This is a genomic window from Neobacillus sp. YIM B06451, assembly GCF_032667185.1.
Taxonomy (GTDB): Bacteria; Bacillota; Bacilli; order Bacillales; family Cytobacillaceae; genus Bacillus_D.
Genome location: NZ_JAVFKJ010000004.1, coordinates 1 through 26,648, shown reverse-complemented (window position 1 = coordinate 26,648; position 26,648 = coordinate 1). Strand labels below are relative to the sequence as shown.

Genomic DNA, 26,648 nt, shown 5'->3' with positions numbered 1-26,648 from the left:
TTTATTCACTCCCAAATCCTCTTAATCTCCGTAGTTGCACCTTTAAACGTGAGTTTAAACACGTCTGGATTCGAGAGGGCCTTCCACTGTTGGAAGCCATATGTCTCGTCATAATGTTTGAGAATCAAGGCCATTAGATTGCCATGCGTGACAACAGCCGCATTTTTACCGGTCCTTTTAATGACTTCATTAATAGCATCGATGCCGCGCTGTCCCGCTTCGGCTGCGGACTCTCCGCCTTCAAAAGCCAAGTCGGGATTACTGAACGATTTTTCCAGCATATCAAGCCAGTCCGGATGTGGCGCCGACGACAATACCCTCTCCGAAAGCCGTTCGTCGGTTTCAACATCAATACCAGCTTCCTCCGCAAAGGGACGAATAGAGGAAACCGCCCTTTCAAAAGGGCTCGAAACAATATGATCGATTTGATTATTTTTCAAAAATGTCGCAAGCTCCCTCGCCTGGCTTTCCCCGGCTTTAGTAAGCTTGGCTTCCCGCTCCTGTCCTTCCGCTTGGCAGTGGCGAATAAGGTAGATTATTTTCACTGTATATCCCACCTTCCCTCTATCTGTTGACTTTAATTTTCACCTCTACTTCGGTAAAGAGCAACATTTTATTCCACTCCGACCTTAAATAGGGAAAATTTATTCTTCCATTCTAGTAAATCAGCCCTTATTCCAACCACTTTTCAATTAAAAAGGCAAGCTTCATCTATTAAAATTTCATTGGGAAAATTGCCGAAAATCCAACAATAATCATCCGTATTCAGAATTTACAAATTATTTTGATAGTAATATAATAACCTTGATTTTATAACAATCTATCCTTTTACTATCAAGGAGGAATTGCTCATGGCATTGAAGGAACCGAAATTAAAGGAAACAAATCTTTCATCTCCCTCTTTAGACTATTCAAAAATCGTCCAATCTAGCTCTTTTCAACAGTTACTGCGCGAAAAACGGCAATTCTTGCTGCCAGCCAGTTTATTTTTCTTGGCCTTTTATTTTACGCTTCCTGTTTTGACATCCTATTCCACAATCTTGAACAACCCCGCAATCGGCCCAATCAGCTGGGCTTGGGTGTTTGCGTTTGCGCAATTCATCATGACCTGGGCATTGTGTATCATTTATACAAAACGGGCAGCCGGGTTTGACCGGCTTGTGGAGGAAATTAAACAACAGAATGTTGAACGGAGGGCCCAGCGATGAACACTGTAGCCTTTTCCCTATTTTTGGCGATCGTCCTCCTTACGCTCGTTATAACATATTTTGCTTCAAAAAGGACGAAAACAACGAGCGATTTTTATACTGCAGATTCCAGCCTGACCGGTTTCCAGAATGGGCTCGCGATTGCAGGTGACTATATGTCCGCAGCCTCATTCCTCGGCATCGCGGGGATGGTTGCGCTATCTGGCTTCGACGGTTTCTTTTATAGCATCGGGTTTTTGGTCGCTTATCTTGTCGTCCTATATCTTGTTGCCGAACCATTACGGAATCTTGGGAAATATACGATGGCCGACATGATAGCGGCCCGTTTTAAGGAAAAGAAAGTACGCGGTGTTGTAGCGCTAAACACAATTACCATTTCGATTTTTTATATGATCGCCCAGCTTGTCGGCGCCGGCGCGCTAATTAAGTTGCTCCTGGGAATCGATTATGTTTATTCCGTACTCATTGTAGGGACGCTCATGACCGTTTACGTCGTTTTTGGCGGCATGACCGCCACCTCCTGGGTGCAAATCGCTAAAGCTGTCTTGCTGATGGCCGGTACATTTATCATTTCAGTTATCGTTTTCGCGAAATTTGATTTCAGCGTATTCAAAATGTTTAACGAAATGAAGGCAGCGACTCCGCTAGGTGAAGCATTTTTGAATCCAGGTAATAAGTTTAAAAATCCGCTCGATACCATTTCGCTCAACCTTGCCCTTGTTCTTGGAACAGCCGGGCTGCCGCACATCCTGATTCGCTTTTTTACTGTAAAGGATGCAATTACGGCCAGGAAGTCGGTAATCTACGCAACATGGATCATCGGGATTTTCTATGTCATGACTGTATTCCTCGGCTTTGGAGCTGCGAAATTTGTCGGCTACGATAAAATTGTCACCGCCAATGCGGCCGGCAATATGGCGGCGCCGCTGCTCGCCGAGGCGCTCGGAGGAGAATTCCTGTTTGCGTTCATTTCGGCAGTTGCCTTCGCAACAATTCTTGCCGTAGTAGCGGGACTCGTTCTTTCCGCGGCCTCCGCGTTTGCGCATGACTTTTACGCGCATATTTTAAAAAAGGGAACGGCAACGGAGAAACAACAGGTTAAGGTAGCCCGCTTTGCCTCAATCGGGGTAGCGGTCCTGTCCATTCTTTTAGCCCTGTTTGCCCAGAAGATGAACGTGGCGTTCCTTGTTTCCCTTGCATTTGCCGTCGCAGCGAGCGCAAACCTGCCTGTTATTTTACTGACGATTTTTTGGAAAAAGTTCAACACGACCGGCGCCATCACCGGGATGGTTGTTGGCTTGGCAAGCGCCCTGCTCATGGTTGCGATTTCACCGAATATTTGGTCGCCTGAAGCAGGAGCAGCGATACTAGTCGGAGAACCGCTCGTTACCTTGACAAACCCGGGAATCGTCTCCATTCCGATGGGCTTTTTGGCTGCCATCATCGGCACCCTTTTATCCACTAAGAGGGAAGATGCGAGGAATTTTGATGAAATTCTCGTAAAAGCAAATACAGGTCTTTAAAAAAAGACAACCGGCTGTGTATACCCGCAGCCGGTTGTCTTTTATTGCGTTTAATTATGAAAAACCCGTCCCTTTTTCGTTCTTGGACATTCCATCAAGACCTTTTCACTTCGATAGAGCACCCCTAACGGTCCTCAGATTATCCAGATTCCCCGAGGAGTTAGGCAAAAGCTTTTATAACCTGGCTCCGTTCCTAATTCATTCCTCAATGAATTTAATAATTTTCGCAGGGTTTCCGCCGACAATCGCATTTGGAGGAACATCCTTCACGACCACCGCGCCTGATGCAATAACGGCATTATCCCCAATTGTCACCCCTGGATTGATGACTGCCCGGCCGCCAATCCAAACATTGTTTCCAATCGTGACCGGCCTACCGAATTCGCGTCCCGAATTCCTCTCCGCGGCTCCCAATGGGTGGGTCGCCGTGTAGATGTGGACACCAGGGGCAAGCATGCAGTTATCTCCGAACCGCACCTCGCACACATCAAGAATGACACAGTCAAAATTGGCGTAAAAATTGGCGCCGGTATAAATATTCGAGCCATAGTCGCAGCGGAAGCTCGGTTCGATGAAGGCATTTTTGCCAAGGGTACCGAAAAGCTCCCGTAAGATTTCTGTCCGCTTCTCAAGCTCGTTTTCGGCTGTACGGTTGTACGCATTCGTCAGCCTTCGGGCGTTTAATCGCGCTTCTTCCAGTTTAGGATCTGCAGGGTTGTACATTTGACCGTCAAGCATCTTTTGTTTTTCCGTTTTCAAATTTCCACTCCCTTTTTCAACACTATGGAGCAACTGGAACTTCAAGGATGACTTTCGTTCCCTTTCCTGGCTCCGAAACCAACTGAAGTTCACCGCCCGAAGCCTTGGCGCGTTCGTCCATGCTGAACAGGCCGACACCGCGCGGGCCTTCCCCAACGGTAAATCCTTTGCCATGGTCCTCAATCATCACGCGGACTGCATCATCGTATTCCCTAATCACGACAAAAGCTTCGTCCACGTCCGCATATTTCCGGGTGTTCGTAAGCGCCTCCTGGATGACGCGGTAAATCGTCGTTTCCGTGCTTGCCGGAAGCCGCCGGCCAAGGACGCACTCGAAATGGACGGCAATTTTATAATGGTTGGAGTAACGGTTTAAAAAAGAACGGATGGCTGGCACAAGGCCAAGGTCATCCAGGACGGATGGGCGAAGCTCCCACGAAAGATCCCGGATTTCCTCAATCATTTCCATTGCCTCCTCCTGCATTTGGAGGAGGAGTGGATGATCGATTTCCGACAACAGCCGGTTAATCGTAATCAGATGGCTGTAAAGATTCTGTCCGAGGCCGTCATGCAACTCACGCGAGAGCCGCTTTCGTTCATCCTCCTGGACATCGATGATCCGGGTCATCATCTTTTGCAGCTCACCCTCCATCCGTTTCCGTTGGGTTATCTCAAACCGGATGGCCAGGTATTGATATGGCTTTCCTCCTTCATCCAAAAACGGGATAATCGTTGTATCAACCCAGTAAAAGCTTCCATCCTTCGCCTTATTTTTGATTTCCCCATGCCATACTTCCCCTGAGGAAATCGTCCTCCATAACCTCGAAAAGAATTCCTTCGAATGGTAACCGGAGTTAATAATTCTGTGATCCTGTCCAATTAGTTCCTCTGCCCTGTATTTCGAAATCTCGCAAAATTTTTCATTTACATATTTAATCGTCCCGCGCCTGTCTGTTATCGCAACGATCGCGGACTGGTCAAGCGCGAACTTCAGGTCGACCAATTCGTTAAGCGTTTGGGATAGTTCCTTGTCGAGCCTTTCCCTGTTTTTAATGTCCTGGATAACGACGAGGGTATACTTTTCCCCTTCCAGCAAAAAGCTGTTCATACTGAAAAAGAGCGGAAATGTTTCCCCCTCTGCATTTCGTCCATATGCACCTGTCACGATTCCTTCTGACGCGTTTTTCAAATCAATATCTGGTAGGAAATCACTAAAATAAAGCTCCCTATCCTGATGAGCTTCTTTACTATAGCCGAATTTTAACCGCGCTTGTTCATTTATGTACCGGACCTTGCCGCCATAATCGACAAGCAAAACCCCGTCCCCAAAATCGTGTCTGTCTGCCAAACCGCCTTCTTTTCTCATAAAGAGCCTCCGTTATTTAAAGTAGATTTGCCCTTCAAGAATTTTCTCGAGTGCCGTGGCCGTTTCCTTCACGATCAGGCATGATTGCGCGCTGAAGGAGCTTGCTGTCCTGTTTCCGGCCAGCAGTACTCCTTTTGGCATTCCCCTGAAAAATAGCGGCACCGCATAGGCGGAAACCAACTTTTCGGCCAGCATGATCGGATGGTCGGTCGTTTTGCCGAGAATGTTCTCCGGAAAGTTTTCCACAAGAAGCGGGCTCCCGGTTGAAATTACCTTGCCGGCAACCCCTTTTCCGTACCGGACCGTAATCCTCTCATATTTATCATTCAAATTTCCGGATGCGAAATGCCAGCGGATATCAAGGCCGACCCTGTTCTGGAGGGCGAGCCCGACAAAATCACAGCCAATCGCTTCCCGAAGCTGTTCGCATGTTTCACTGACAGGCTGAAATCCCCTTAATTCTTCCATGCCGGCTGACTCTCCTTACAGGCCGTATCCCAATAGCCCTTTTTTAATGGCGTATTGGACGAGCTCTGGCCTCGTTTTCAATTGCAATTTTTCCATGACATTCCCTTTATGCGTTTCAACCGTTTTAACGGAAATCACAAGCTGCTCGGCAATTTCCTTATTCGAAAATCCCTTGGCAATCAGGGTAAGCACTTCCTTTTCCCTGTCGGACAATTGGTTGAAGGTATCGGTGCTTCCTTGCCTTACCGCGCCCATGTATTCTTCCATCAGCCTTTTGGTCGCCGACGGGTGTAGATACGCATCGCCTTTTGCCACGGTCTCGATCGCGGCCAAAAGCTCATCGTGTGGGGCGCTTTTCAAGATACAGCCAGACGAGCCGGCCTGGATTGCCCTGAACAAATATTCCTCGTCATCGTGCATCGTTAAAATCAGGATATTGACTTCAGGCATCAGCTTCTTAAGTTCCGAGGTAGCCGAAAGACCATCCTTGCCGTGGGGCATGCTCAAGTCCATGATAACAACGTTCGGCTTATGCTCGAGTGCTTTTTGAATCCCTTCGTTCCCCTCCGACGCCTCGCCAACCACCCTCATGTCCGGGTGCACATTCAAAAGCATTGAAAGGCCCATCCTGACTACCGCATGGTCATCTACTAGCAGGATTTTAATCAAAGCAACCCCCCCCTTTTATTTAACAGACAGCTTTTCTGCAAAAAAACCCGGCCGGCTTGTTTAGAGCGGCAGGGTTAGTTCAATCAATGTCCCTTCCCCTATTGTAGAGGAAATATGGCAATTGCCGCCAGCTAGAAGCATTCTTTCTTTCATTGCGGCAAGGCCGGAAGACTGGAATGCAATGGCGCTTTCATCTAAATCGAAGCCCTTGCCAAAGTCCTTAATGGACACGGTTAACGAATCCGCCGACCATTGGATCCGGAGGCTGACATGGCAGGTGTCCGCATACTTTGCGATATTCGCGAGTGCTTCCTGGCAAACCCGGAACACGGCAATCCTGCCTTTTTCGGAAATGTCCTGCTCCTCGCCCTCCGTCTCGACATCGACAAGGATACCGAATGTCGAAGTATATAGCCTTATATAGCTTTTCATTGCAGGTACAAAGCCAAGAGTACTTAATGTCGGTGGATGCAATTCGACGGACAGGAGGCGAATTTCCTGGATTGTCCTCTCCATTAGCTGCGACATCTCGTTCACATACGCCTTCATTCCCGGATCCTGTATCGAAGCCTGGATAAATTGAAGGCCGTTGAAGACGCTGTACAGATTTTGGCCGACCCCTTCGTGAAGGTCGAGCGCGATTCTTTTTAATTCGTCTTCCTGGGAATGGATAATATACGAGCTGATGTCTTTATTTCCCGTTAAAGCCTCCATACCATTTCCTCCTTCTTTTCCAGGGGCCGCCTTTTATTGCTTCATTTTTACCGAGTAGGACAGGCCGCTTACCGCATCGTATGCTGTTAATTCCTCTTCCGTACTTCCAAACTCACTGGACACGGGGACAGCAAGGAATTTGTTTTTGTCAAAATAAAACCTCACATGTGTTCCATCCGGGCACATCAGGACATACTTGATTGTCTTCCTTATGGAAGGAGCCTGCTCCCCGCCCTCCCTGTCCGTGATGGCCAGTTCAACATTAGCGCCTTCGAAGCGTTTCAGTTCTTTCAGCTTAATGGGTTCCACAGCTGCCGCACCCTCTTTTGTTTGGATAAATAAAGATTTTATAGCCTTGAAGATAGTGCCAGAACGGTTCTCCGGCATTCATCTCGATAAAGGCGATTGCCTCATCCTCTGTCTGGAAAGGGCTCATCCCTTTGATTTCGGCAATGACAATGTCCGCGCCGTCCGTCTGCTTTTCTTCAAGGTACCACTTCAGGCGTTTCCCTGAAAAAAGCTGCATCAGCATGGAATCCACTTCAGGCGAGAAGTTCCCTTCTTCCTTCCTGGCAAAACAAAAGTCGATGTACGTCTCGCTATTCATCATTGCCTTTCACGCTCCTGTTTCCTATCACGTTTATAAATGTACAAGGCAAACGGGAAGAGCGCAATATTCATCGCACCGAAAATGAGTGAGTTGGCATAGTTTTCGAAAAAGTACTGCTGGACCATGAAATGGGTGAATACGATGTTCATCATCAGGACGGCGCAAAGGATAAAAAAGTTTACCTTACTAGGCTTCATATCTTTTCACCCCTGTTGCGTAAACTGCGCCCTTATCGACCTTTACAAAAATCTCTGGAAGCGGCCTTCTTGGCGGCCCCGCAGTCGGCGCTCCTGTTTCTACGTCAAATTTTCCGTGGTGGCATGGGCAAAGGAGATCGTTCTCCTTTTTATCCCAGAAAACCGGACAGCGGAGGTGTGTACACGCGTTCTGGTACGCAACGAACTTCGTTTCGGATAGTCTAATCATAATCGCACTGTCATGCTCACCAGGGAAAGCAAATTCGACTGCGTCCCCGACAGCGACCGAATCGAGGCTGGCGATTTTTTTGCGCGGATATTCCTTTTCGCCAAGGCCCATCAGTTCCTTAGCTGCCATCGCCCCCCATGGCAGGGAGGAGACAGCGAATACGCCCGCTGCGCCGACAAGGGTTTTCATGAAACCGCGCCGGTCCAACTTCCGCTCGTTGTTGCGGTTTATATTATGTGTATAATTATCTTCTTCGAACGGGATTTTATTATTTTTCTCTGTCATGCCAATCCCTCCTAAAACAGTTTCGTGACGCCCTGCAGAATACCAGGCAGGTTCACTTTGACGTTTGTTTCGCCTTCAAGGTATGGCAGGCTTGTTACCCATTTGCCGCCATTATCAAGATTGAATTGCTTTCTCTTCGCATCGATTTCCTCATCGGTCAGCCACTGCAACGTATTCGTCGGGCAGACGCTCGAGCACATTGGCGGGATGCCGTCCTTGGAACGGTCGATACATAAGTCACATTTGTACATCAGGTTCTGCTCTGTATCAAATTTCGGGATACCGTATGGGCAGGCAATAGTACAGTTTTGGCAGCCGATGCACTTCTCAACGAGTGCGGAAAGGACCGCGCCTGTTTCATGTATCTGGATGGCCTGGGCCGGACAGCTTCTTGCACATGCCGGGTTCACGCAGTGAAGGCACATAAGAGGCATTGTCTGCCGGTCGACAAGCGGATTCACGTCATAGACGTAGTTCCTGTTCCGCTCTTCATGCCCGCCGCACTGAGTACAGGCAGCAAGGCATGAGCGGCATCCTATACAGTTTTCTAGTTCTATATAAAGCCTCTTATCCATTATTGCACCTTCTTCAATTCGTGATTTGCGGCTTGCACCTTCTTGATCTGCGCGGCGCATGCCTTGAATTCCGGCATCCTGCTTATCGGGTCAAGCGCCGGGATTGTTAATAGGTTGATAGATTTTTCATGTCCCCATGAATAAGGAACGAAGACAGTATCTTTCCGGATTGCTTCTGTTATCTTTACCTGATAGACCGCTTCACCGCGGCGAGTATAGAGAAGAACCCGTTCCTCATGCTCGATGCCATACCTTGCGGCTGTTTCCGGGTGTACCTCGACAAACGGATCCGGACACATATCGTGCAAAAATTGTATTCTTCTAGTCTGGTTGCCTGATAGATAATGGTAGACAACACGGCCGGTCGTAAGTCTTAGCGGGAAGTCACCATCCGGCTCCTCTGCTGGAGGCGTGTATGGAAGGGCGAACAGCTTTGCTTTCCCGTCTGGATGGTAGAACTTTTTATCAAGGAATAAGTGTGGTGTTCCCGGGTCTTCCTCGCTCTTGCATGGCCAGAAGACGCCATCCTGTTTATCTATCTTTTCCCATGTTACTCCCGAGTAATCCGCGATTCCGCCTTTTGAAGCGCGGCGCAGTTCATTGAAAATATCAAGCGGTGTTTTAAGGTGTGAGAAATATTGTCCTCGTCCCATGCGCTCTGCTATTTCAACCTGGATTTTCCAATCAGGCTTGGATTCTCCAAGCGGCTCCTGGGCACGGTTGATTTTAATAATCCGGCCTTCCACATTCGTTGTCGTTCCCTCGTCTTCCGCCCAAGTAGTTGTCGGCAGGATGACATCGGCAAACTCGGCTGATTCTGACATGTAAAAGTCGACACAGACCATGAAATCAAGATTTTTCATTTGTTCCCTTACATAATTCAGGTTAGGGGCGGATACCGCTGGATTGGAACATAGCAAGTAAAGCGCCCGGATTGTTTTTTGTTCCATAAGTCCGAACATTTCATAAGCGGAAACACCCGCTTCCGGCATTTCCTCCGGTTTAATTCCCCATACTTCTGCTACTTCCTTAACATGTTCAGGATTCGCAAGCTTACGATATCCCGGAAGCGCGTCAGCCTTCTGGCCGTGTTCCCGGCCGCCCTGGCCGTTCCCCTGTCCGGTAATCGTTGCGACCCCTGCCTTCGGGCGCCCGATTTTGCCTGTGACAAGCGACATGTTCACATAGGCGGAAACGTTGTCGACGCCTTTTTGCTGCTGCTCGATTCCACGGGCGAACATGACAATCGCGTTCGGAGCCTTGCCGAACAATTCGGCGGCGCGGATGATTTTTTCCGAGGCGACTCCGGTAAGTTCACTTGTGTATTCAGGCGTGAATTCCTTTACGAGCTCCTTCAGTTCAGCAAACCCATTCGTATGGTTGTTTACGAACTCTTCATCGGCATAGCCGTTTTGGATTAGCAAATTTACAATACCATTCGCAAGAGCAAGGTCCGTCCCCGGCATCAGGTCAAGGTGGACATCTGCTCGCCGCGCGATTGGAGTTTCACGCGGATCGGCTATGATTAGATAGCCGCCACGTTCCTGTACGTTCCAGACGCGGAACATTGAAGTCGGGTGGCACTCAGCGGTGTTGCTTCCGGCGATGAACAGGCAGTCTGTCTCATGTACATCTGTCCATGGAACAGTCGAACCGCGGTCAATCCCTAAAGAACGGTTCAAGCCTCCAGCCGCGCTCGACATACAGAAGCGGCCGTTGTAATCAATGTATCGTGTTTGCAATCCGACACGGGCGAACTTCCCTGTCAGATAACACTTTTCATTAGTCATCGAAACCCCGCCATAAACGGACAAGCTATCTTTTCCATTTTCAGCCTGAAGCCTTTTGAAGTTCTTAATAATCAGGTCATACGCTTCATCCCAGGATGCTTCGCGGAATCCCTCTTTTGTTCCTTTTAAGGATTTATCATCACGGATCAGCGGCTTTAGTATTCGGTCCGGGTGGTTTACCTGCTGGTAAGCGGTCACGCCTTTCGGGCACATTTTACCAACCGTCACAGGCCAGTCATAGCGCGGCTCAACGCCAATGATTTTATTTGTTACTGTATTTACCCTCAAGTTCATCCCGCACTGCATCGCACAATAGCTGCAATGTGTTTTGACTAGCGTTTCGTTCGGATGGGTGAGGTTTTCAACTTCCTTGAAAAATTTATCCCGTTCGTTTCTGAACTCAGCCTTTTGCATTCTGGTTGGCCTCCTTGACTTTCACATGGTGGGTCGCAACTCCCGAAAATTGGGCGATCCGGTATTTCCGGCGGCATGGAAGGCAGAGCTCAGCAAGCTGGAAGCCTTCTTTGGACGCAAATTCAATATTGTTCGTTCCAAGTACATCAATGACGTCATTTGATTGTTCGACAGAGACGAAGCCTGTTCCGCAAACCTTGCATTCCTTTGTGGCCTGCTCAGCATAATGTTCACGGTAGTTCCTTGCGAATACGCTCAAAGGACGGAACGGGATGTGGGCAAGTTTTCCGAACGGCATGTAAATAAGTGTGACGATAACCGAGTACTGGTGGATCAGTGACATCACCTGATGGCCAAAGCCGTGCAGCGCGATGTTGATAAAAGTAAGGGCAAGCCCCGTAATTGACACAAACAGCAATAGGTACAGCGGCAGAAAGTCGTACATGAAAGTCTGCTCCGCTCGTGCCTGCATGTTCTTAAGGCGGCGATAAAGCGCCATTGAAACACCGGTGATGACCATGAAGGCCGAAATGTTTAAGGCGTTATACGATAAGAATGCGATGAAGCCGTCTGCCGGGACCGTCATGATGTTCATTCCCATTAAGACAATGGTGTACATGCCATTGTCGGCCATCGTGAAGTACATCCAGCCAAAGACAAGTGGAAAAGTTACAAGAAGGGCTATCACGCAGCCCCAGCCCATCATAAGATGCTGTGTCCAGCGATACAGGCCTCGGTTCCAGATGAACCGGTATGTAACAAGCTGCTCGGTCGCCGTTTTAGGAGTGGATTTCCTGAATAGAAGCTTGATACCCTTTTTGATAAAAATCTTTGTCGGTGGCCTTTCTCCCCAGGCGATGAACCTGTAGAAAAATCCACCCAGGAAAACGATCGTCCCCACCATATATCCGTAAAGATTCAAGTCAACGTGGGTAAACATTCTCGTACCAATGAAAGATAGGATGACAAGGCCGCTCACCGCCAAAAACATCGACTTGGCAAAGCGGGATGCAAATGCATCGTTTACAGACCGGCCAGGTTTTTTTACAGTTTCAAGATTTGCCTGCATGGAAGTTCCTCCTTAAAAAATCGCACTTTCTTTTGTTACTCCCATTGTAAGAAAAACCAGCCTCCCGCCAGAATCAGGGTATTCCCCCATCCTCGGGGGAAAATCCCCTGAGTTCACGAGAATCCGTCAAAGTTTAGACACAAAAGGGTTATAAATGGGGCAAGCCACCCTTTTTTTACAACAAAAAAGCCATTCCGGTTGGTATCCGAAATGGCCAAAGCGCTTATTCTTTTTTAAGCCGGTACTTTTTGTTCCATGAGTAGAGGAGGAGGCTTAATCCAGTCAGTGTTTGAATCAAAACAATCGCCCCATCAAAGAAAGGCTTTGAGAATATTGGGTTACCGAGCCTGTCGATAGAATGGCTTATTGTTGTGATAATTTGTGGGATGGAATAGAAAGCAAAGACGAGAATAGTTAATATCACTCCAAGGAAGTAGATGACGCTGTACCACTTAATAGTCCGTTTTTCTTCCTCATAGACAGTTTCGCCTGCCTTCCTTTCTTCTTTTTTAAAAAAGCTTTTTATGTAGTGATGGGCGTTTTCCATTAGATTGTAACTTCCAGTACTATTTTCCAGCACAAAGTAGAAATCTGTTTTCATATACACTCCACACTGAAAAATGAATCGGATGAATATATCAATTACCACAATTTTCATGATTGAAAGCAGCAAAACTGGAGCAGTTTGATAAAAATACTGAACCGAAAGTGCAATAGCCAGTATTGCCATATCAAAACAAAGGCCTCCAAGATAGAGAACATTGCGTTTTCCAGGTGACAGCTTCCAAGCGCCCTCCATATCCGTCTCAAGAGCTAAAAACATCAGCCTGTGGCCAATACTAAGACGGGTTGGCAAATCATTGGAACGCATAGCTAATATATGGCCAAGTTCATGGATGAGTAAAAGCGTCATTCCTATTGCAATCCAGAGCAGAACATTAAGCGACATCCAGGAAAACACAAAATAATCTTTATAATTAGGGAAAAGATCAGGCTTCCCAATGAAATAAAGGATATTTATTAGAAAAAGGAGTCCGTAAAAGATGTAACTCCCTCGATTAAATACCATTTTACCAACCCAAGAAGGAATCCATGTGAAACCGAGCTCTTCTCTCTTTTCTTTTTTTGTGTGAACTTCTACTCCGTCAACCTTGCTTACCAGGCCAAGCTCAATAAGCTGGTTTGCAAAATCAATCATATCAATCTCTTCTTCAGGGAAACGAAATGTCAAAATATCTTCTATCTCCCCTAGAGGAATTTCTTCTTCAATCATGCGAATTGCTTCAACTGCCGGTTCAGGCATTTCGTAAAATTCACCGCTTTGCTTGTCTTCAACTATGAAATTTTTTTTATCTTTTCTAATAATTACTGGTTTTATTTCTACCCGTGTTTTTTTATTAATTTCCATTCCTTCACCTTTAACTAAATGATAAGAGGATGCACATAATAATATGCATCCTCCCAATTACATATCTATAGCCAGATGCACCACCAGCAAGGAACGGCAGTTGCCTTAACTTTCTTTAACTTACGAATTTTCATGATATCACCTCCTTATTAACTTATATTTAAGCTTGAAAATTTCTCATTAGGTTTTGAATTCCATTCTTTATGGATTGTTTTCCAATCAGGATAGACTTTTTCAAAGACTTCAACCAATTCAGGATCAAATTGAGTTCCTTTACCTTCTATTATTCTGCTGTAAGCTTCCTCGACAGAAAGAGCTGCTCTATAAGACCGTGAACTCGTCATGGCATCAAATGCATCTGCAATTGAAGTTATTCTCGCTAGATACGGAATTTCCGTTCCCTTAAGTTGGTCAGGGTACCCTTTACCATCCCACCGTTCATGATGTGAGCGGATTACTGAAATGCTTCCCTGAAGGCCATCCACATTGGAGACTGCCCTCTCACCAACTTCGGGATGGGATTTAATAATTTCATATTCTTCTTTTGTAAGAGCCGTTGGTTTCATTAAAATATGGTCAGGAATATGGACTTTTCCAATATCATGAAGAAGACAGGCGTAATTAAATGTTTTAAGTTCTTCTTTTGAAAATTGGCCTAATTCTTTCGCCAAAATTAAGGCATAATTTGCTACTCTCTCACTATGACCCCTTGTATAGGGATCTTTAAGTTCTAAAGTTGAAATAACCCCTTTTACTATCCCGACTAGTTGTTGGTCATAGGACGTTTTAACAGCATTTACATAGGATTGGAATCTAATTAATAATATATAAGAAAAAATAGATATTATAACAATTATCACAAGTGCAAAGAGGGCATTTGGTGCTTGAATTACAATTCCTGCAATTAAATATTTCACTATCAACCCAAAAATCACAAGGAAGAAGAAAGGGGTACTAACAAAAATTGGCGATAATAATAGCCAAAATACTTCAACTGGATTTCCACTCCTAAAAAGTTCTGGGTTTCCAGAAAAAGTTAATATATCATTTATTAAGCTTATTATAGTATAAGTAATAAAATAAACATATTTAACCAAATAAGCTTTATTCTGCTTAATTAAATATATTGCAACTGGAATTAATGCAAACAGAACTAAATAAATCCAAAATCCCAAAACGTAAGTAATAGAATCTTCAACATTAGGCATATACTTACGAACAAATAATTCATAAAAAAGATCAAACGACAGTGAAATAATATAAAAGAGAGCGATAAACCATTTTAAAGATCTCTGCTCCTCATTCAACAAACTATTGTAAATAGGTTTCTGCATGTAAATACCTCGCTAGTAAAGAACTCTTCTTACCTCTATTACTAATATCTAGTTTTTCTGCCATCTTATTTGATTTCTCATACATTATAAAACAATTTCTACTATCAATACATAGCTCAACTGGATTATTTATGTATAATCATAGAAATTTTCCTAAAAATGTGCAGGTTTTTAATAAAAAAATGTACTTTTATTGCACTTTCGGAAATAAGATGTCAATTTTTGTGCCTACATTTAATTCACTCTCTATTTGGATTTTTCCGCCATGATCGTTGACTATTTGATTTGTTACCATAAGTCCCAATCCGGTTCCGTCCTTCTTAGTAGTAAAAAAGGGATCACATAACTTTTTAATGTGTTCTTCAGGTATCCCAAACCCTTCATCAGATACAGAGAGGACGATTTGGTTTTCATCAATCGATTTAAGAGAAATTTTAATAGTGCCTTCTTCGGACATTGATTCAATGGAATTTTTGACCAAATTGATGACAACTTGCTTAATTTGCTTTTCATCTCCCTTTATAAAAGCTGGATTTGCATCAAATTCCTTTATAAAGGTAATCTTTGTTCCCCTTGCAAATTGCATGGCTATTGAAAGGGCATAATCAACCATTTGCTTTAAGTCAATTTTAGAGAAAGAAGAGCTTTTTGGTTTCCCTAAAATCATCAGGTCGTCAACGATTGTAGTCAGCCTGTCGATTTCCTGATTCATGATCAGAGAGTAATCCTTTTTATTCGATGACTCTTGCTGGAGCTGAATAAATCCTTTCAAGGCTGTTAAAGGATTCCGAATTTCATGCGCAATACCTGTAGCCATCTGTCCAATGCCAATTAGTTTCTCATTTTGCCTTAGTTCTTCATATACTTCTGTAATGGCTTTTAAATGGGATGCATATCGATTTAATATAATAAAGGAAATAGATGATATAAGCATGAATAGAGCCATAGGCACAAAAACCTCTGTTGTCTGAAGGACCAATCCACAGAACAAATACTTAATAATAGTCCCGATGCTTATCACCCAGAAATATCTTTTATTCACAAAAGTCGGAACAAGCAAGATAAAAATAAGCTCAACAAAATTCGAGCTTAGAACGTTATTGGGAGAGTTCCAAAAAGAATAAACTATATAGTTGAAGTCAACAATTGAAAAACAAATAAAAAATAAGTATTTTACCGTAAATGGAGAATATCTTTTAATCCAGTATATTGATAGTGGAAGTAGCCCTAAGACAATTAGATAGTACCATGCAACCTCCAAAGGATTGATCACATAATGGGCTGAAGATTTGGTTCCCCTATAAGCAAGGAATAAAAATAGGTCCACTACAATAAAAGTAAGATAAAAAAGGAAGAAAAAAAGCTTAAGAGCCTTTACTTCTTCTGAAACCATTCGAACGTCTTGCAATCTTCCGGTCATCGGCTTTCTCCCTTAATGTTTAAGTTTATTCCTCCTTTATATTACCATCTTTCCACGATAGTTAATTACATATTTTATAAAAAAACTCCAAAATTCGTCATTTTTTGCATTATTTCCACATTCAACATAATCGTGTTAGCAAAAAAGGAGGCCCTTTATTGGACCTCCTTACGCTAACTGGGACTTTTTCAGCAATATCTGCGTGTTAATTGGAATTATTTAAAACCGAGTGCTTTCTTCCGTAAACAAAATAAACAACAAGCCCAATTGCGAGCCAGATTAGGAATCCTTTCCAGGTAGTCGAAGGGAGCTGGGTGGCAAGGTAGCCGCAGGATAAGAATGCCAGAATCGGAATGACCGGTACGAAAGGTACGCGGAATCCTTTTCCGGTAGGTGTGTAATGTTTGCGGAGATACAAAATGCCGATCGACACAGTCATAAAGGCAAACAATGTGCCGATGTTAACGAGTTCAGCAAGCCTGTTCAGCGGGACAACACCCGCGAATACAGCAACCATCAGGAACGTAATCCATGAGTTAACGACTGGTGTCTGTTTCTTTTGGTCAACTTTTGAGAAAGCCTTTGGAAGGAGCCCGTCCCTTGACATGGCATAGAATAGCCGGGTCTGGCCGTACAGCATAACCAGAAGAACGGTCGTGATGCCTGTTATGGCGCCAACAGAAATGAATCCCGCAACCCAATCCTGGTGGATATAGGTCAGGGCAAATGCGACTGGATTTTTTACGTTCAACTGATCATAAGGAACAATCCCGGTAAGAACTAGCGATACAACAACATATAAAATCGTACATACAAGCAAGGATACTATAATTCCGATTGGCATATTTCGCTGCGGATTTCTTACTTCCTCCGCCGCTGTCGAAACAGCATCAAAGCCAATGTAGGCAAAAAACACAGTCGCCGCGCCCGTTGTTACCCCCGAAAAACCGAATGGCATGAACGGGGTCCAGTTCGCAGGCTCAACATACCAGACGCCTACGCCAATAAACAGCAAAATAACAGCAACTTTTATGATTACCATTATCGTATTGAAACGTGACGATTTCTTAACTCCCTGTGTTAAAAGCAATGTAATGAGAAAAAGAATACAAATAGCCGGCAAGTCAATATACGTCCCTTTCGCTGGGTCGTATGCGCTTGAAAGGGTGGTAGGAATGTGAATGCCAAATCCCTCCAGCAAACCTTGGAAATAGCCGGACCAGCCGCTTGCCACCGCAGAAGAGGCAAGCCCGTATTCCAAGACCAAAACCCAGCCGAGAATCCAGGCGATGAGTTCACCGAATGCCGCGTAACTATATGTGTATGCACTTCCGGATACAGGAACGGTCGAAGCAAATTCCGCATAACAGAGAGCGGCAAATACACAGGCAAGCCCAGATAAAATAAACGAAATAATCAGGGCCGGACCGGCATGGGTCGCCGCTGCCACCCCTGTCAGTACAAAAATGCCCGTCCCGATGATTGCTCCAATTCCGAGCATGGATAAATCAAAAGCCCCCAGGTCCTTCTTAAGCTTGATATCTTTTTTTCCGGCTTCCAAAAGAAGCTGTTCAATTGATTTTTTTCTAAATAGGTTCATGATGCCCCCCTTGGTGAACGTTAACAAAAAGCCATACTATAATCATTTCCCTATCCACTCAAAAATTTTCAAAAAATAATTTCACATAAATTATTTCAAGGTCTCATACATTTTTCTATTACTTATATCACTACATTTCTTTTGATTCCTTATTTTTTAAAAATAATAAAAGGTTTTCGCCTAAGTGGCAAAAACCCAAAAATTAATTTTATTTTGCTACTTCCAACACCGAATGGGGTTGGTGAGAGCAGCCCTTTTTGGTTATCGGCATAAGCAGCGTCACTTTTGTTCCTTTTTCCAATTCGCTCGAGTAAAAGGCCCGGCCGCCCATTTCATTGATAATTCTAAGGGACACGCAAGTACCTAGCCCGGTCCCTCTTTCCTTTGTCGTGTAAAAAAGCGTACCAATCCTTGAAAGCTGCTCTTTTGTCATTCCCCTTCCGGTATCGGTAATTTCAATGACCGCCTGGCCCTCTTTATTATAAAGCCTGATAGAGACCAGACCTCCTTCCTGTGTGGCTTCAATCGCGTTTTTCACCAGGTTGACGATCGCCTGCTTCAGCTGGTTCCGGTCCGTTTCAATATGGAGGTGTTCTTTTGACAGGCTCCCATCCAGTGCGACTCCACCTTTAGCGGCAAATGGGTTAAGAAGTGCTATGATTTCCGAGAGAGCTTCATTGTAGCTGCATTCCTCTATTTTATGAAACTGGGGCTTTGCAAAATTCAGATAGTCACTAAGGATCATTTCCGCGCGCCCCACTTCACTTAAGGCAAGGGTAAGATATTCATGGTTTTTGCCGGTTTCATTTTGGTGCATAAGCTGCATGAACCCTTTTACTACTGTAAGGGGATTTCTTACCTCATGGGCAAAAGAGGCGGCGAGTTCTCCCATTGTGTTCAATTTCTCGCTTCTTAGTATATCGTCCCTCATTTTTTCCCTCTCAATAATTTCCTCAATCAATCTTGCGGCGAAACCGATTCCCACAATACTGATGACGCCAAACAAGATAATATCCGGGGACAAAATTAAATCCTTATTCAAAGGTTTCCCGGCAAGGGTTCGGAAAGTCGCAAACATGCCAAAACTAAAGGAAATCGACCAGACACTCCCAAGAATAGCTAATTTTATCCGATTTGAAGGCGTGTATGCCCAGAACTTTTTGTACCAGAAAATCGCGAAAACCACAGTTGCAATGCTTGTGAAATAACTGTAAATTACGGCCTCTCCACCGATAAAGGTCCTCGTTATGAGGATGACGGAGAAAACAATCAACCCCGCGCCAGGCCCCCCGTAAAGAAGCGCCAATACAAAAGGGACAAACCGCAGGTCCCAATGGAACCCTTCAAATTGATAGGAAAAAACGACACATAAAAAGGCGGCGCCGCCCTGGAAAATCCCAAAAATCAAGCTATTATTCTCCAATCGCCTGTTTTCAGGCAGAAGGCTGAAGAGGAGTACGGGGGCCAAAATCAGTAGGGCCTGAAGAAGAAGTTTTTCCTCGATCATCGTATACACCCAATTTCTTATCTGACTATTTTGTTATATTTATTTTACGACAAATCTCTAGCCAATCCTTCATTTCCCACCTATGTTTCGTCCGACAATTACTTAGCATTTCCCCTAAAAAACGACATTTGCTATAAAACTGAGTACGAAAAAAAACGGGATGCCTGGCACCCCGTTCCAATAAAACAACCCTATGATACTTTTTCAGTTTCCTCCGATTTATAACCATCTTCCCAATACTCGGCGTTTTTAATGCCAAGCTCCTTGGAGTTAAATACAGGATCCAGGCCGGCCTTTTTCTGGGCCTCGTAATCCTTCAGCGCCATAAGTGCCGGTTTGGCAAGAATCACTATCGCAATAAGGTTCAGCCATACCATGATGCCAAGGCCGACATCCCCGAGGGCCCAGGCAAGTTTTGCTGTTTTAACCGCGCCATAAAAAGTTGAAGCCATCAATACAATCTTAAGTACGAACATCGGCCATTTGCTGCTCATGCCCCTTGTTAGGTAGGCAATGTTCGTTTCAGCGATATAGTAGTAAGCCATAATGGTAGTAAATGCGAAAAAGAAAAGTGCGATTGCAACAAACCCAGCGCCAAACCCAGGCAATGCGGTGTCAACAGCCGCCTGTGTAAAGCCAGGCCCCGCTTCCACCCCAGGAAGATTTTGTATAATAAATGTTTTTTCAGTTGGATCACTTGGGTCTACAGTGTTGTACATACCTGTAAAAAGAATCATGAAGGCGGTTGCAGAACAAACGAATAATGTATCAATGTAAACCGAAAAAGCCTGTACAAGCCCTTGCTTCGCCGGGTGGGATACTTCAGCCGCACCCGCAGCATGCGCTCCCGTTCCCTGGCCGGCTTCGTTGGAATAAATCCCTCGCTTAACGCCCCACTGGATGGCCAAGCCAAGCAGCGCCCCGAACGCTGCGTCCGCACCGAATGCGCTTCTGAATATCAACGAGAAAACAGCTGGTACTTCTGTAAAATTAACTGCGACAATATAGAGGGAAACAAGAATATAGCCAAGGGCCATAAATGGAACCACATAAGAAGCAACGATGGAAATCCTTTTTACTCCCCCAAAAATAATCGCACCAAGAATAACGACAATAATCGCTCCGGTGATGGCCCTGTCCACTTTGAATGCATTTTCAATTCCGATTGCAATCGAATTCGCCTGGATTCCCGGCATCAGGAAGCTCATTGCAACCAGAGCCGATAATGCAAACAGGATTCCGTACCATTTCATTCCCATGCCTTTTTCAATGTAATAGGCTGGCCCCCCGCGGTACTCCCCGTCCTGCTTCACTTTGTAAATCTGCGCGAGGGTCGATTCAACAAACGCTGTTCCCGCGCCGATGAAGGCGATCGCCCACATCCAGAATACCGCTCCCGGGCCGCCGAAAGCGATGGCTGTGGCTGTACCTGCGATATTACCCGTTCCTACACGTCCGGAAAGGGCAAGCGATAGCGCCTGGAATGATGAAACACCCGCGTCCGAGCTTTTCCCCTGAAACATCAGCATGACCATTTCCTTAATGTGCCTTACTTGAAGAAAGCGGGTACGCAATGAAAAGTAAAGCCCTACCCCAATACAAAATACGATCATCGGCGTACTCCAAAGCCATCCATTCAACGCGTCAACAAATTCGTTCACAAACATCCCCCTTGCGTGTTTCAGAATTTTTGTTTCATTCTGAATTATAAAATAATATTTTGATGTAAAGCAACTATTTAAGTCACACTATTCAGAATCCTTCCCTCTATATTTTTGCAAATAGGCTGTCTTTTTAGTAGAAAACTGAATAAACTAACATTTCGGAAGGAATTAGGATGACATATTTGAAGTTACTAGAACAATAAAAGCTGAAGGTTTAAGACCTTCAGCCTAGTTTCGATTATTATTCAATTCATAATAAAATCCTTTATTTCTCAGAAGGGAATCGTGGTTTCCTTCCTCGATGATCTCCCCATTTTGAAGGACAAGGATTTTGTCTGCATTTCGGATCGTGTTCAAACGATGGGCAATTACAAAGCTGGTCCTGCCCTCCATCAACCTTCCAAGCGCATCCTGGATTTTCAGTTCGGTGATCGTATCGATTGAACTTGTCGCTTCATCCAATATCAAAATGGACGGATCAGCCAGAATTGCCCTCGCAATTGATAAGAGCTGTTTTTGTCCCTGTGAAATACCGCTTCCATCCTGTTTCAGGACGGTATTGTAACCCTCCGGCATCTTCTCAATGAAGGAATTGGCATTGGCCATTTTCGCGGCTTCTACTACTTCCTCGTCGGTCGCATCGAGTCTTCCATAGCGGATGTTTTCCAAGATCGGACCCTCGAACAGGAAGGAATCTTGGAGTACAAAGCCCATATGGCTGCGGAGGCTTTTTCTTTTAACAGCGGATGTATCATGTCCATCAATCAATATCGCTCCGCTATCAGGGTCATAGAACCGTGATAGCAGATTGATGATTGTTGACTTTCCAGCACCCGTCGGGCCGACAAGCGCAACCATCTCTCCAGGGTGGACAAGGAATGAAACATCCCTGATTGTATTTCCTTCCTTTTCATAAGAGAACGAAACGTTACGGAATTCCACCTCGCCCTTTACTTCTTCAAGCTCGATTGCGCCGGATTCATTAATCGATTCGGCATCTTCATCCAGAATTTCAAATACCCTCTCCGCCCCCGCAACCGCGGACAGGAGTGTGTTGAACTGGTTCGCCAAATCGTTCAAGGGCCGTGTAAACTGGCGGGAATACTCGGCGAAGACGATGATAACACCAATTGTAATCATCCCATTCAAAGCGAAAATTCCGCCGATTGCCGCGATAATCGTAAAGCTGACATTGTTGAGGACGTTCATGAGCTTTGGAATGAACCCGGAAAAGGTTTGGGCCCAAAAGCCTGCCTGCCTTAACCGGCGATTTTTTTCAAGGAAAGCTTCAATGGCTTTCTGCTCCTGCGAAAAGGTTTTGACGATCCGCTGGCCAGAAATCGTCTCTTCAATGTATCCATTAATTTCTCCAAGGTTCCGTTGCTGTTCTTTAAATAATATCCCTGTCCGGTTTGTAATCCATTTCATGCCAAGGAACATGAGCGGAACAATAGTAAGTGAAATCAGGGTCAATAGCGGACTGAGCCATACCATGACGGAAATGGTGCCCACAAGCATAAGCACACTTGAAAATATTTGGATGACGGAGCTGTTCAGCGTTGAACTGACGTTTTCAATGTCGTTGGTTACACGGCTCATTAGCTCGCCCGATTGCCTTTTATCAAAGAAGGAGATAGGCAGCCTGTGAAGGTGGCTGAACAAATCCGTCCTCAGCCTGGATACGGTATCCTGGGCGATTCCGATCATCAGATAACCCTGAAGGAAATTTGAAAGTGAAAATAAGATATACACCCCGAGGATTCCCGCAAGCAAAAGCGGAAGCCCCGTAGTTTCCTTTGTAACAATGTAATCGTCGACCGTCCTGCCAATCAGTATTGGCCCAAGAAGGGAAAGTCCTGTGCTAAGGATGACGAGGAACAGGACGACTGTTATGCCGCCTTTTTTTACAGAAAGATAATCCCATAATCGTCTAATCGTGCCCGCCCAGTTTTTTGCCTTGGCCTTTTTCCTAGGCTCAGGCGCGCCTTTAGCCTTCAGGACCGGCTTCGGATACAAAAAAGGCCTAGTTAATACCTTCAGCATATAATCTGTTCTCCTCTTCAAGCTGGGTTTCGTAAATTCTCCTGTACAGCGGCTCCGACCTCATCAGCATCGCATGGGTTCCGGCAGCCTTAATCTTTCCGTCCTCGAGCAGGAGGATGGAATCGGCGCTCATCGCTGTCGAAATCTTTTGCGTAATGATTAGGGTTGTGCATTTGTATTGTTTCAAAGACTTCAAGAGGATGGCTTCGGTCTTTAAATCAAGCGCGCTTGTGCTATCGTCAAGAAGAAGGATTTTCGGCTTCCTGACAAGGGCCCTGGCAATTGAAATCCGCTGCTTCTGGCCGCCTGACAGGTTAACCCCTTTTTGGCCGATCCTCGATTGGTAGCCTTCCGGGAAATTTTCGATGGACTCATGGATTTGGGCATTCACCGCTGCTTCGGTAATCTCTTGTTCAGTAGCGTTTTCCTTCCCCCACGAGATGTTTTCCGCGACTGTTCCTGTAAAAAGAAGGACATCCTGCGGCACATACCCGATTTGCCTTCTCAGTGTTTCAAGTTTCATTTTGCGGATGTCAGTCCCATCAATCAGGATTTCGCCATCCGTCACATCATAGAGCCGGGGAATTAACTGGAATAAAGAAGTCTTGCCTGACCCTGTTGCGCCAAGGATGGCAATGGTTGAACCAGCCTTGGCCATAAACGATACATGTTCAAGAACCGGCGTATTCGTACCAGGATACTGGAAGGAGACGGATTTGAATTCAATTTTCCCATAAGGAACAGCCTTTTCCTTGTGCGGCAACGGAGAATCGACGAGGTCAACCTCGGTATCGAACACTTCGGCAATCCTCTGGCCTGATGCCCTCGCTCTTGAAAAAACCATGATGATCATTGACACAATCGAAAGAGCGGATGTGATTCTTGTTCCATAGTTGATGATCGCTACAACTTCCCCGACCTTTATCTTGCCAGTACTGACTTCAATGCTGCCAAACCATAGCACAGCAAGAATCCCCGCATTCATTGCAAGCATCAGGACTGGGGTCGTGTATTCGATCAACCTGAAGGCGGAAACGGTCTTTTCCCTTAGGTGCCCATTTGCTTCTGTAAATCGGCCAATCTCGTGCCTCCCGCGTAAAAAAGCTTTGATAAGCCTCATTGCGGTCAGGTTTTCCCTTAGGACCGAGTTAACCCGGTCCAAGTTTTTTTGCATCATTAGGAAATAGCCTCGAGCTTTCGTCATCGCCCATGTGAGGAAAAAGATAAGAAATGGTGTGACCCCTGCCAGGATTAAACCGAGTTTCAGGTCGACCACCATTGCCATCACGAGCCCACCGATAATAAGGAGCGGTGCTCGGAGCATGATCCTCAAACTCATGAACACCGTATTTTGGATCATCGTAACATCATTCGTCATCCTCGTAACAAGGGATGAAGTCGAGAAGCGATCAAAATTTGCGAAGGAAAAAGATTGGACTTTTTCAAAAAGTGCTTTCCGCACATCATAGCCAAAGCTTTGGCTGGCGTGGCCGGCGTAAAATGAATTAAGAATACCCGCCGCAAACGCAAGCGCCGAAACTCCGAGCATGATTGCTCCACCCTGCAGGACAAGGTCGAGGTCTTTTTTCAGGACGCCTTCATCAATAATTCTTGCCATCAGCAATGGCTGCCACAGTTCGACGATCAATTCGACGAGCATTAGGAAAAGCGCGATTGCCATATGGATTCTGTATGATTTTAAATAAGAAAAAATTTTTGACACCGTCTGCCACCTGCCTGAATGGATATATCCCAAGCTGCGGTACCGGAGGCCAGTACCTATGCAATACTTCGGAAATCTAAATATTCTTGCAAATCAATCATACTGCTTTTTTCCATTTTTTTAAATCATTATGTAAAAATTTTATTAACAAAAAGATGGTTGACATATATGGTTTTACATGTTATTATTGATAATTGTTTGATCGAGTAACTTGAACGTGCGGATTGCAAAGTAATTTAGACTGGCATTCTGCTTATGTTTTATATAGAAGGACTTATTCACACTGGAGCGGCTTCGGAGCCGCGAGGATGTAAGAGAGGCAGGGCTTACGTCGTTTAGGTTTTAAACAACCAGGTGGAATATTGGACCGCGGCAAACTGATTGTTCACGTTAAACAATCCTAATTTTAACTATTACCTTGCAACATGCTGCAAGTTACTTGATACGGCGCGACGCTCTTTGGGCTTATCGCGTGGATTACGGCGCCTGTTTGCGCCTCAAACTCAAAAAGGCAGGGAATGTCGCCATTCCCTGCCTTTTGCTATTTAGCCCAAAGTTAGCGTTTTGTGTTGTCCCTTCCTTCACCCCGGAACCTGTCATCGAAGCTGTCTCGATTCTTATTCGTTTCCCTCAGCGTATCGTCGGTTCCCCGGAATGGATCATTGCTGATCATCGAATCACCCATGGTCGAATCAGGATTGGCATTTGGCGTATTGGAGAAATTCGGGTCGGTTCCAAGCCCTGCGTTATAGCCGGTTCCTGCACCCATTGTTGTATTACCGCCAGTGCCCATCGTTGAATTTCCACCAGGGCCGCCCATAACTGTGTCTTCATCAGTTCCGAAAGCAGCTCCTGCGGTATTTTGGTTAATCGCGGATGGATCCGATGTACCGGTATCACCATTTCGAAGTGACGAGTTGCCACGCGACATATCATCAGATCCTACAGGGTAGTCATCCATCATGCTCGATCTACCCACCGAGGCGCCTCCAGACATCATCCCGCTCGCAGAATCATCATTCCAGTTTGTCGGATTTCCCGATCGATCGTTACGGGTATTCATGTTCCCGCCGAGAGTATCGTAATTCGCGTCTACCGTCCCGGTTCCGAATTCATCGCCCGCTCTCATAGTTGGGTCATCCATCGTCGTGCTGCCGGACCAGTCATTCGTGTTTCCCGTCACCGTGCCGGTTCGATCGTATCCGAGATTTTTCCCGTCTTCATCAACAAGGACAAGGATTTTCCCAGACTTCACATCCCTTTCATATTGATCCGCTTCGTCTTCCGGAATACCCATGCCGATCAATGCCCCAGTCAAACCGCCAGCACCGGCTCCCACAGCAGCCCCGGTCAATGTAGCCGCAATTGGCCCCGCCGCAAGGATTGGACCAACGCCCGGAATCGCCAATGCGCCCACACCGGCAAGGAATCCAGCCAAGCCTCCGAGCACTCCGCCAGTCGCAGCTCCTGTCGCCAAACCTTCCTCTGTTTTCGTACCTGTTTCATCATGTATGTCGTCAACGTCGTCTCTGTCTCTTGCAACTACAGAAATCGCATCCCTGTCATAACCTTGTACTTTTAAATCCTCAATCGCTCTAACCGCTTCATCTCCGTTGTCAAAAACACCAACTACTCGCTTATCCATTGATCTTCCTCCTTTAAAGGTTGATACAAAGATTAGTTACCCCCGCAGGTTGTCCATTAATCCTCCAATAAATTACAATTACATTTCAAATGCTTGTCCAGCGCGGGTTTCGACAGGATCTGGCAAGGGGTTTAGGGGCTTCACTAGGAGAAAAATTTGAAAGGGCGTATAAGAGTTTTGGGGAGGATTCAGAATGATTTAGAAGGCAAAACCCCGTTGCTCAATAGGAGGGGACAATGCTCTTTGCCTCCCACCCTTTTTGGATGGATTTTCACTTATCGGGGTTTGAGTGACTTCCTTTTTAGATTTTACCCATCAATGTCACTCATACGGATTTGAGTGACTTCCTTTTCCGATTTTGGCAAATCAATGTCACTCATCCGGATAAAGTCCATATAATTGTGTAAAAAAAAAGGTCATCTTCATGA

23 protein-coding genes and 1 pseudogene are annotated in these 26,648 nt (G+C 45.4%); 2 read left to right on the top strand and 22 right to left on the bottom strand.

What is annotated here, in order from left to right; translation table 11 throughout:
- Window positions 1-5: 5 nt before the first annotated feature.
- Complete coding sequence (locus tag RB160_RS09840) at window positions 6-545, bottom strand: histidine phosphatase family protein (protein ID WP_316570080.1); 540 nt, start codon at window positions 543-545, stop codon at window positions 6-8.
- A 306-nt stretch (window positions 546-851) separates the two neighbouring features.
- Here RB160_RS09840 and RB160_RS09835 point away from each other — a divergent pair, with 306 nt between their 5' ends.
- Window positions 852-1,208, top strand: a complete 357-nt coding sequence (locus tag RB160_RS09835) for a DUF485 domain-containing protein (RefSeq protein WP_316570079.1) — start codon at window positions 852-854, stop codon at window positions 1,206-1,208.
- A complete protein-coding gene (locus RB160_RS09830; RefSeq protein ID WP_316570078.1) occupies window positions 1,205-2,731 on the top strand; it encodes a solute symporter family protein in 1,527 nt (508 codons plus the stop codon). Before RB160_RS09835 ends, RB160_RS09830 begins: the two co-directional genes overlap by 4 nt.
- A gap of 198 nt (window positions 2,732-2,929) precedes the next feature.
- On the opposite strand, the gene RB160_RS09825 is transcribed toward RB160_RS09830, so the two are convergent.
- The 21 genes and pseudogenes from RB160_RS09825 to RB160_RS09725 form a co-directional block, all read right to left on the bottom strand.
- Complete coding sequence (locus RB160_RS09825; protein ID WP_316570077.1) at window positions 2,930-3,490, bottom strand: maltose acetyltransferase domain-containing protein; 561 nt, start codon at window positions 3,488-3,490, stop codon at window positions 2,930-2,932.
- A 22-nt stretch (window positions 3,491-3,512) separates the two neighbouring features.
- Window positions 3,513-4,856, bottom strand: coding sequence for a PAS domain-containing sensor histidine kinase (locus RB160_RS09820; protein ID WP_316570076.1), 1,344 nt, complete (start codon window positions 4,854-4,856; stop codon window positions 3,513-3,515).
- 12 nt (window positions 4,857-4,868) lie between these two features.
- Entirely contained in the window at window positions 4,869-5,324 is a 456-nt protein-coding gene (locus RB160_RS09815) for a GAF domain-containing protein (protein ID WP_316570075.1), read from the bottom strand.
- Window positions 5,325-5,339: 15 nt separating this feature from the next.
- Window positions 5,340-5,993 carry a response regulator gene (locus RB160_RS09810; RefSeq protein ID WP_316570074.1) on the bottom strand — a complete coding sequence of 218 codons (654 nt, stop codon included), beginning with the start codon at window positions 5,991-5,993 and terminating at the stop codon, window positions 5,340-5,342.
- A gap of 60 nt (window positions 5,994-6,053) precedes the next feature.
- Window positions 6,054-6,707, bottom strand: a complete 654-nt coding sequence (locus RB160_RS09805) for a sensor histidine kinase (RefSeq protein WP_316570073.1) — start codon at window positions 6,705-6,707, stop codon at window positions 6,054-6,056.
- Between the two features lie 33 nt (window positions 6,708-6,740).
- Window positions 6,741-7,016: a hypothetical protein gene (locus RB160_RS09800; RefSeq protein WP_316570072.1), complete on the bottom strand. Its 276-nt coding sequence runs from the start codon at window positions 7,014-7,016 to the stop codon at window positions 6,741-6,743.
- Window positions 7,003-7,317 (bottom strand): hypothetical protein, encoded by a 315-nt coding sequence (locus tag RB160_RS09795; protein ID WP_316570071.1) that lies wholly within the window; start codon window positions 7,315-7,317, stop codon window positions 7,003-7,005. Before RB160_RS09795 ends, RB160_RS09800 begins: the two co-directional genes overlap by 14 nt.
- A complete protein-coding gene (locus RB160_RS09790) occupies window positions 7,314-7,514 on the bottom strand; it encodes a hypothetical protein (protein WP_316570070.1) in 201 nt (66 codons plus the stop codon). The genes RB160_RS09795 and RB160_RS09790 overlap by 4 nt, the downstream gene beginning before the upstream one ends.
- A complete protein-coding gene (locus tag RB160_RS09785; protein ID WP_316570069.1) occupies window positions 7,504-8,028 on the bottom strand; it encodes a Rieske (2Fe-2S) protein in 525 nt (174 codons plus the stop codon). Before RB160_RS09785 ends, RB160_RS09790 begins: the two co-directional genes overlap by 11 nt.
- Before the next feature lie 11 nt (window positions 8,029-8,039).
- On the bottom strand, window positions 8,040-8,603 hold the full coding sequence (locus RB160_RS09780; protein ID WP_316570068.1) for a 4Fe-4S dicluster domain-containing protein: 564 nt from the start codon (window positions 8,601-8,603) through the stop codon (window positions 8,040-8,042).
- Window positions 8,603-10,807 carry a molybdopterin oxidoreductase family protein gene (locus RB160_RS09775; protein WP_316570067.1) on the bottom strand — a complete coding sequence of 735 codons (2,205 nt, stop codon included), beginning with the start codon at window positions 10,805-10,807 and terminating at the stop codon, window positions 8,603-8,605. Before RB160_RS09775 ends, RB160_RS09780 begins: the two co-directional genes overlap by 1 nt.
- On the bottom strand, window positions 10,794-11,876 hold the full coding sequence (locus RB160_RS09770) for a hypothetical protein (RefSeq protein ID WP_316570066.1): 1,083 nt from the start codon (window positions 11,874-11,876) through the stop codon (window positions 10,794-10,796). The genes RB160_RS09775 and RB160_RS09770 overlap by 14 nt, the downstream gene beginning before the upstream one ends.
- A 223-nt stretch (window positions 11,877-12,099) precedes the next feature.
- The gene (locus tag RB160_RS09765) at window positions 12,100-13,284 is read right to left on the bottom strand and encodes a hypothetical protein (RefSeq protein WP_316570065.1); all 1,185 of its coding nucleotides are present in this window, start codon (window positions 13,282-13,284) and stop codon (window positions 12,100-12,102) included.
- Between the two features lie 149 nt (window positions 13,285-13,433).
- Window positions 13,434-14,618 carry an HD-GYP domain-containing protein gene (locus tag RB160_RS09760; protein ID WP_316570064.1) on the bottom strand — a complete coding sequence of 395 codons (1,185 nt, stop codon included), beginning with the start codon at window positions 14,616-14,618 and terminating at the stop codon, window positions 13,434-13,436.
- Between the two features lie 190 nt (window positions 14,619-14,808).
- Window positions 14,809-16,038 (bottom strand): ATP-binding protein, encoded by a 1,230-nt coding sequence (locus RB160_RS09755; RefSeq protein ID WP_316570063.1) that lies wholly within the window; start codon window positions 16,036-16,038, stop codon window positions 14,809-14,811.
- 205 nt (window positions 16,039-16,243) lie between these two features.
- Complete coding sequence (gene bcaP, locus RB160_RS09750) at window positions 16,244-17,638, bottom strand: branched-chain amino acid transporter BcaP (protein WP_316570062.1); 1,395 nt, start codon at window positions 17,636-17,638, stop codon at window positions 16,244-16,246.
- A 208-nt stretch (window positions 17,639-17,846) separates the two neighbouring features.
- Window positions 17,847-19,145 (bottom strand): ATP-binding protein, encoded by a 1,299-nt coding sequence (locus RB160_RS09745; RefSeq protein ID WP_316570061.1) that lies wholly within the window; start codon window positions 19,143-19,145, stop codon window positions 17,847-17,849.
- A 191-nt stretch (window positions 19,146-19,336) separates the two neighbouring features.
- Window positions 19,337-20,806, bottom strand: a complete 1,470-nt coding sequence (locus tag RB160_RS09740; protein WP_316570060.1) for an alanine/glycine:cation symporter family protein — start codon at window positions 20,804-20,806, stop codon at window positions 19,337-19,339.
- Between the two features lie 231 nt (window positions 20,807-21,037).
- Window positions 21,038-22,852: an ABC transporter ATP-binding protein gene (locus tag RB160_RS09735; RefSeq protein WP_316570059.1), complete on the bottom strand. Its 1,815-nt coding sequence runs from the start codon at window positions 22,850-22,852 to the stop codon at window positions 21,038-21,040.
- Window positions 22,833-24,575: an ABC transporter ATP-binding protein gene (locus RB160_RS09730; protein ID WP_316570058.1), complete on the bottom strand. Its 1,743-nt coding sequence runs from the start codon at window positions 24,573-24,575 to the stop codon at window positions 22,833-22,835. Before RB160_RS09730 ends, RB160_RS09735 begins: the two co-directional genes overlap by 20 nt.
- A 1,222-nt stretch (window positions 24,576-25,797) precedes the next feature.
- Window positions 25,798-26,220: pseudogene (locus RB160_RS09725) on the bottom strand (general stress protein); the annotation flags it as partial.
- Window positions 26,221-26,648 lie beyond the last annotated feature (428 nt).

Bases quoted from the DNA above. Each gene is read 5' to 3' on its own strand.
- RB160_RS09835 (WP_316570079.1), top strand. From the start codon at position 852: ATGGCATTGAAGGAACCGAAATTAAAGGAAACAAATCTTTCATCTCCC.
- RB160_RS09830 (WP_316570078.1), top strand. From the start codon at position 1,205: ATGAACACTGTAGCCTTTTCCCTATTTTTGGCGATCGTCCTCCTTACG.
- RB160_RS09820 (WP_316570076.1), bottom strand. From the start codon at position 4,856: ATGAGAAAAGAAGGCGGTTTGGCAGACAGACACGATTTTGGGGACGGG.
- RB160_RS09815 (WP_316570075.1), bottom strand. From the start codon at position 5,324: ATGGAAGAATTAAGGGGATTTCAGCCTGTCAGTGAAACATGCGAACAG.
- RB160_RS09805 (WP_316570073.1), bottom strand. From the start codon at position 6,707: ATGGAGGCTTTAACGGGAAATAAAGACATCAGCTCGTATATTATCCAT.
- RB160_RS09795 (WP_316570071.1), bottom strand. From the start codon at position 7,317: ATGATGAATAGCGAGACGTACATCGACTTTTGTTTTGCCAGGAAGGAA.
- RB160_RS09790 (WP_316570070.1), bottom strand. From the start codon at position 7,514: ATGAAGCCTAGTAAGGTAAACTTTTTTATCCTTTGCGCCGTCCTGATG.
- RB160_RS09785 (WP_316570069.1), bottom strand. From the start codon at position 8,028: ATGACAGAGAAAAATAATAAAATCCCGTTCGAAGAAGATAATTATACA.
- RB160_RS09780 (WP_316570068.1), bottom strand. From the start codon at position 8,603: ATGGATAAGAGGCTTTATATAGAACTAGAAAACTGTATAGGATGCCGC.
- RB160_RS09775 (WP_316570067.1), bottom strand. From the start codon at position 10,807: ATGCAAAAGGCTGAGTTCAGAAACGAACGGGATAAATTTTTCAAGGAA.
- RB160_RS09770 (WP_316570066.1), bottom strand. From the start codon at position 11,876: ATGCAGGCAAATCTTGAAACTGTAAAAAAACCTGGCCGGTCTGTAAAC.
- RB160_RS09765 (WP_316570065.1), bottom strand. From the start codon at position 13,284: ATGGAAATTAATAAAAAAACACGGGTAGAAATAAAACCAGTAATTATT.
- RB160_RS09760 (WP_316570064.1), bottom strand. From the start codon at position 14,618: ATGCAGAAACCTATTTACAATAGTTTGTTGAATGAGGAGCAGAGATCT.
- RB160_RS09755 (WP_316570063.1), bottom strand. From the start codon at position 16,038: ATGACCGGAAGATTGCAAGACGTTCGAATGGTTTCAGAAGAAGTAAAG.
- bcaP (WP_316570062.1), bottom strand. From the start codon at position 17,638: ATGAACCTATTTAGAAAAAAATCAATTGAACAGCTTCTTTTGGAAGCC.
- RB160_RS09745 (WP_316570061.1), bottom strand. From the start codon at position 19,145: ATGATCGAGGAAAAACTTCTTCTTCAGGCCCTACTGATTTTGGCCCCC.
- RB160_RS09735 (WP_316570059.1), bottom strand. From the start codon at position 22,852: ATGCTGAAGGTATTAACTAGGCCTTTTTTGTATCCGAAGCCGGTCCTG.